The 258-nt window shown below is 28.3% G+C and carries 1 protein-coding gene; it reads left to right on the plus strand.

What is annotated here, in order from left to right:
• Positions 1-258: oligosaccharide flippase family protein (locus ACWA1B_RS23050; RefSeq protein ID WP_456910987.1), on the plus strand; the 258-nt coding region annotated here is incomplete at both ends.

Consider the following 258-nt stretch of genomic DNA (forward strand, 5'->3'; position numbering starts at 1 on the left):
GATGATCTTCCAAGATTTAGAAATTCTTATAAGCAAATTATGCAAATGGTACTATTCATAGTTACTCCAATTATTGTATTAATGGGATTGTTAGCCAAACCTTTGATCATATTGTTGTTTACTGATAAGTGGCTTGCTGTAGTGCCAATTTTTAAAATTATATGCTTTACCGGAATACTGTATCCAATTCATTTGTATAATTTAATTGTATTGGAAGTTAAGGGAAGAAGTGATTTGTTTTTAAAGTTAGAAATTTTC

Source organism: Flavobacterium xizangense, from assembly GCF_054075145.1.